The sequence below is a fragment of the Acinetobacter sp. YH01020 genome, assembly GCF_013420275.1.
GTDB lineage: Bacteria > Pseudomonadota > Gammaproteobacteria > Pseudomonadales > Moraxellaceae > Acinetobacter > Acinetobacter amyesii.
The window spans coordinates 1-5,382 of sequence record NZ_VOYN01000090.1; the positions used below are offsets into that span (position 1 = coordinate 1).

The window sequence follows — 5,382 nt, forward strand, 5'->3', positions numbered from 1 at the left end:
AGGGAAGATGCGGTAAAGGTCGCCCTTTGAAGCAGAAAGCAAGCGAAATCCGCAAGGAAGTCACCTAAAAGCTTTTGCTTTTAGAATCCCCCACTTGAGCTAGTCGAAAGTGGTGGGAGTATGTCAATGAGTGAGTCGAATCTGTGCTCAGGTTGAGCAGTTCGGCTACTGTTCTGAAATGACAGCTTTGTCCGTTATAATTGTATAAACATTTTTGGTGTCTGGTAATTATGTCCTCATTGATCAATTTTCTATCTCGCTTTAGTACTGCAACTATTCAGCGCAGCCTTAGCTATGCTAAACACATTGATAGGGAAACGATTGAGTTCTTTGAGGAAAAAGACGATGTCACGATGTATGCCCAAATTGAAGGGACAGATTATTACGATACTGCAATTACCTATAATCCCCAAAAAGACCGTTTAATCGATGACGACTGCACTTGTCCGGTTGGATATAACTGTAAACATGCTGCTGCTTTAGCGCGGTTATTCTTTCAGGAATATCGCCAGGAATTTCAGCAGCGTTATGCTGACTCTCAATCCCCGCAGGGAATCGCAAAACGCCTAAGGGGGGATGATCAGGCACAGCGCTGGTTGAATGATTTTAAACGGTATTTACAACAGACTGAACCAGAGCAATCTGTCAAAACAAACAATTATTTAATTTACCTGTTAGATCAGTCTGTCAGCTTAAAGAAATTGACAGTTGATGTTCAGAAGGCCAGACGCAATAAAAACGGCTCAATTGCGGGGGAAAGTTATTATACCCAATATGAAAATATCACCAGAAAGCATCTGACTTTACCTGAACAAAAACGACAATTATTTAACCAGATTTATTATTATGCCAAAATAAACAGTGACGAACGCTTTTATCAAAGCAATCTTGATATCTCCAGAATTTTATTGGAGCATTTCAAATCTTTTATTCAAAGTGGCGATGTGTACTGGCAAAAAAAGAGCCATACTGCACTTCAATGGTCAGAACAAGGCTATCACATCGAACTGATCTGGCAACAAGGTGTAAACAAACAGACAGAGCATTTAAACATTGAATTGGTCAATGGTGATATTCGACTCGATTTGAAATCAAATCCACATATTCAGATTCTCGCGAGCCATCCACCATGTTATGTGAATATTCAACAGAACACGGTGGGCCAGTTATATGGTGAATATGCGGCAAATCTTCTGTACCATTTTTTACAGATGCCTGATCTTCCATCTATGCTCTTGCCAGAGTTTGAGAAACTGACTCATCAATATTCAGACGTGAAAAATCTGCCTCGGCCCGAGTCTATTCAGCATATTGATGTCCTTGAGGGAAGTCCCCAGCCAATTTTACGCTTCGGTGTTTTAGATAAATTTGATTGGAAATGGGAAGAGTCTGTTTGTGCTGAAATTGAATTTTCCTATGCTGGTGGGCGAATAAAAGCAGGTACATCAGGTGACAGTTTTATTGGTGAGCAGCATGGCAAAATGGTGCGACAGCTTCGGGACTTAGTTCAGGAACAACAGTCAATCCAGCGTTTACAGCTATTGGTCGAATCACTGAAGTGGGTGAAAGATATTAACTATGATCAGTCATTAAAACTTGATAAGCATCTTCTCGATTCTCTGGTTTTTGCTTTCTATGGAGACTGGATCAGGCAACTCATGCCCATCAATCAAATTGAGTTGATAGGCTGGCAGATTGAGCATCTGGAATACAGCCCATTTAACCTGCAATATGTTGAAAATTTAAATATTTCCATCACTGAGTCTGAAAGCCAGCAGGACTGGTTCAATATCGGGGCGACGGTTCAAGACAGTGCAGGCAATTCTTATAATTTACTTGATGCACTCGCTGCTTTGGTGCAAAAGCATCCTAGTTTACTTGATCCACAAACTTTCAGTTATCTTGATGATACCCAAATTTTCACCCTAGAAACTGCGTGGGATAAACCTGATTTGGCGCTATCAGTCAGGGACATCAAACCAGTATTGTTACATCTCCGTGGTATTTTACAGCAAGAAGACCGTAACATCGATCGTTATGATGCGAGTCAATTATTGGAGGTACAGCATCATTTGGGTATGACGTGGCAGGTCAGTGATCACCTGCAGCAATTTGTGCAGAAATTCAAACAAGGCTATCAGCAACAACTGCCAACACCGCAGGGTTTTCGGGGGCAGTTGCGTCCATACCAGCAGCAGGGTTTAGGTTGGTTACAGTTTTTACGTGAAACCCAACATGGCGGGATTCTGGCAGATGACATGGGTCTGGGTAAAACAGCACAAACTTTAGCGCATTTACTTATGGAAAAGCAGGCGGGGCATTTGCAGGACAAGCCAGCCTTAATTATTGCACCCACATCACTGATGCATAACTGGCTTAAAGAAGCAGAAAAATTTACACCCGAACTCAAGGTTTTGCTATTACAGGGGCCAGACCGCCATCAGTATTTTGAACAGATTTCACAATTTGACATTATTTTAACCACCTACCCGCTCTTGGGGAGAGATGAAGAGCAACTGAAGCAATATGAATATCATCAACTCATTTTGGATGAAGCACAGAATATTAAAAATCCTCGTGCTAAAGCTGCACAGGTTGTAAGGCAATTAAAAGCGCAACATCGTTTGTGTCTAACAGGTACCCCAATGGAAAATCATTTGGGTGAGTTGTGGTCATTATTTTATTTTCTGATGCCAGGATTTTTATATTCACAAGAAATCTTTAATAAAAAATACCGCTATCCGATTGAAAAACGCGGTGATCAGCAGTTAAGGCAAAAGTTGGTAAACCGCATTAAACCCTTTATTTTACGTCGCTTGAAAACTGACGTTGCTAAAGAATTGCCAGAAAAAACCACGATTGAAGTCAATATTGATATGAATGAACAGCAATCCAAGCTATACGAGGCTGTTCGTGCCACGATGCAAGCCAGCATTCAGAAAATTGTGGCAGAAAAAGGCTTTAAACGTAGTCAAATACAAATTTTAGATGCCTTACTGAAGCTACGTCAGGTCTGTTGTCATCCTAGCTTACTGAAACTGGATTCAGTTAAAACCGGGCAGGCACACTCTGCCAAACTTGAACAGTTGATCGATATGGTCGTTCCAATGGTAGAAGAGGGGCGAAAAATTCTTATCTTCTCTCAGTTTACCTCAATGTTGGAACTGATTGAACAACAGCTCCATCACGCAGAAATTGGCTATGTGAAGCTGACTGGAAAAACCAAAAAGCGAGATGAAGTCATTACAGCGTTTCAATCTGGACAAGTGCCGGTATTTTTAATCAGTCTGAAAGCAGGAGGGGTCGGTCTGAATTTAACAGCCGCAGATACAGTCATTCACTATGATCCATGGTGGAACCCTGCTGCTGAGGATCAAGCTTCAGATCGTGCATGGCGGATTGGACAGGACAAACCGGTATTTGTGTATAAGCTGATTACCAACCAAAGCATAGAAGAGAAAATTATTGCCTTGCAGCAAAATAAAGCCGAACTGGCACAGTCAATTCTAAGTACCGATCATGAGGGCGAAGCGAAACTGACGGAAAATGATGTGATGAACTTGTTTGAGAAATTTTAGTTTGGTTACTGGTTGCCCTAATCACCTGTAAGTATCTGAAAGTCTGGATGCAATTTTTTCCAATGTTCTCTTAATTTTTCTTTATGAGCGGAAATCATAGGTAAATCTAGTAATAGCGCTGGCCATAATGATCGAGCATTATCCATAATATCGTGAAGTTGCTTCTTGATGATACGCCATGGAACGCCGACTTTTTCTGCCCATTGCTTAAAATGCTTCATCTCAGCTAAATACCAATCTTTATTTTTGGCAAGATTTAATGCGAAATGATGCTCATTTTCAATATATACACTAGTCATTAATATATCGTATGCGGGTGATAATCTTGGTGCACTTTTATCGTAATAAATCATACTCCAGTTCTTTAAGTGTGCATCTCCATTGGCGAGTAAAATATTTATGAGTAAACGGCTGGCAAATTGCTGAATATCAATAATTTTGTTATCTGAAAATTGATAAATGATCTTTCCTATCTGCTCATAATTTGTGGTGCTGTATTTCTGATGTGGATATGCGCCGAAGATCTGAGCAAAATCTTCGATGTGAATAAGCTCTGTAGTATCAGCAGTACTCTGTCTATCAAATCTTTTGATTGCGAAAGCATATTGCTCTTGGGGTAAATTTAATGGTGGAAGGTCTTGTAAAAGGGTCATATCCACCAAGCGAATCTCAGGGACATCTATTCCGACCGTTTTAGCAAGGGTCATCATAGAATATTCATTTAGCGGAACAAAAGCATGTCCGGAAGAAGGAGTTTTGATAATCCAGTCCCCGAGTAGAGCCGTTTCCGTTGCCTGTGCTAGTGTAAAACGCCCATCTTTGGCTTTCATGGAAAACTTCATTTGGACGCCAGCCAAGGAAAACTTATTATCTGTTCGAATCTCTTGCTTTAAAATTTGATCTGGATTCGAGATCTGCAGTTTGAATTTTATTTCATCTGGAATTTCTTCTGGATCTAATGGAGTCGCAATGAGTGCTCCAGGTAAATCATGACCTAAAGCTGCCAATAACTGAAATTCATTGTCTATTGTACTTTGAGGCTTTGTGCAATCAGTTCACGTAATGCACCTTCTGGTAGCAAGTTTGATAGCAAGGGGTGTAAGCGCTGATGTGTAACATAGGTCTTTTCTAAAATTTTATCCGCTTGAGGATACAAGGGGGAAGTCAGCAGGCTCAAGGTCGGACGTTGCTGATCAAAGCGGAAAGAATCTGTAAAAACCAGAATATTTTTTCCGCTCTGAAATCCTGCCAAGTATCCAACGATACCGTGATTTAATGTTAATTTCAGGACGGCAACAGTATTCATGGTTCCTCTCCTCCGAGAAGACCCTTCCATGGGTTAGTCATTAAGTCATCCTGATCTTCAATAGTGACTTTAATTTCATCATTCAATAATTGTCTGATCAAATGAACCTTATCATCAGGGATGAGCATCAGTTGAGCATTTAATCCTGCCGCTATAATTTCTAAGGTCTCTAATCGAGGGTTGCCCTGACTTTCCAGTTTTTGGTACTGCTGTCTTGAAATGCCTGTGCGGGATTGCATATCAATTTGCTTTAAGCCCAATTGGGTTCGTCTTTTTTTGATTTGCTGAAGTAAAGACTTATTCATTGTAGATACATTTATTTCTTTTGGATCCTATAAGAAATATATTAGTTTCTTTTTTTTGAAAAGCAATTTATCAAATGGAGCGTAAAACTCTGTCCTTCAGGTCAGAGATATAAGCGACACGACATGAAGTGTCGTTTGATTTAACTAAGGACTATTTTCCTTGAGTTTTGATTGTTAATATAAGTACATGAAA

The 5,382-nt window shown here is 40.2% G+C and carries 2 protein-coding genes and 1 pseudogene; 1 reads left to right on the forward strand and 2 read right to left on the reverse strand.

Going from position 1 to position 5,382, the window contains the following annotated elements; genetic code table 11:
* Positions 1-230: 230 nt before the first annotated feature.
* A complete protein-coding gene (locus tag FTT85_RS17810; RefSeq protein WP_180184079.1) occupies positions 231-3,578 on the forward strand; it encodes a DEAD/DEAH box helicase in 3,348 nt (1,115 codons plus the stop codon).
* A gap of 17 nt (positions 3,579-3,595) precedes the next feature.
* On the opposite strand, the pseudogene FTT85_RS17815 reads toward FTT85_RS17810, so the two are convergent.
* Together FTT85_RS17815 and FTT85_RS17820 are read right to left on the reverse strand one after the other, a co-directional pair.
* Positions 3,596-4,884: pseudogene (locus tag FTT85_RS17815) on the reverse strand (type II toxin-antitoxin system HipA family toxin).
* Positions 4,881-5,189, reverse strand: a complete 309-nt coding sequence (locus tag FTT85_RS17820) for a helix-turn-helix transcriptional regulator (protein WP_004835530.1) — start codon at positions 5,187-5,189, stop codon at positions 4,881-4,883. Before FTT85_RS17820 ends, FTT85_RS17815 begins: the two are co-directional and overlap by 4 nt.
* Positions 5,190-5,382: the final 193 nt, after the last annotated feature.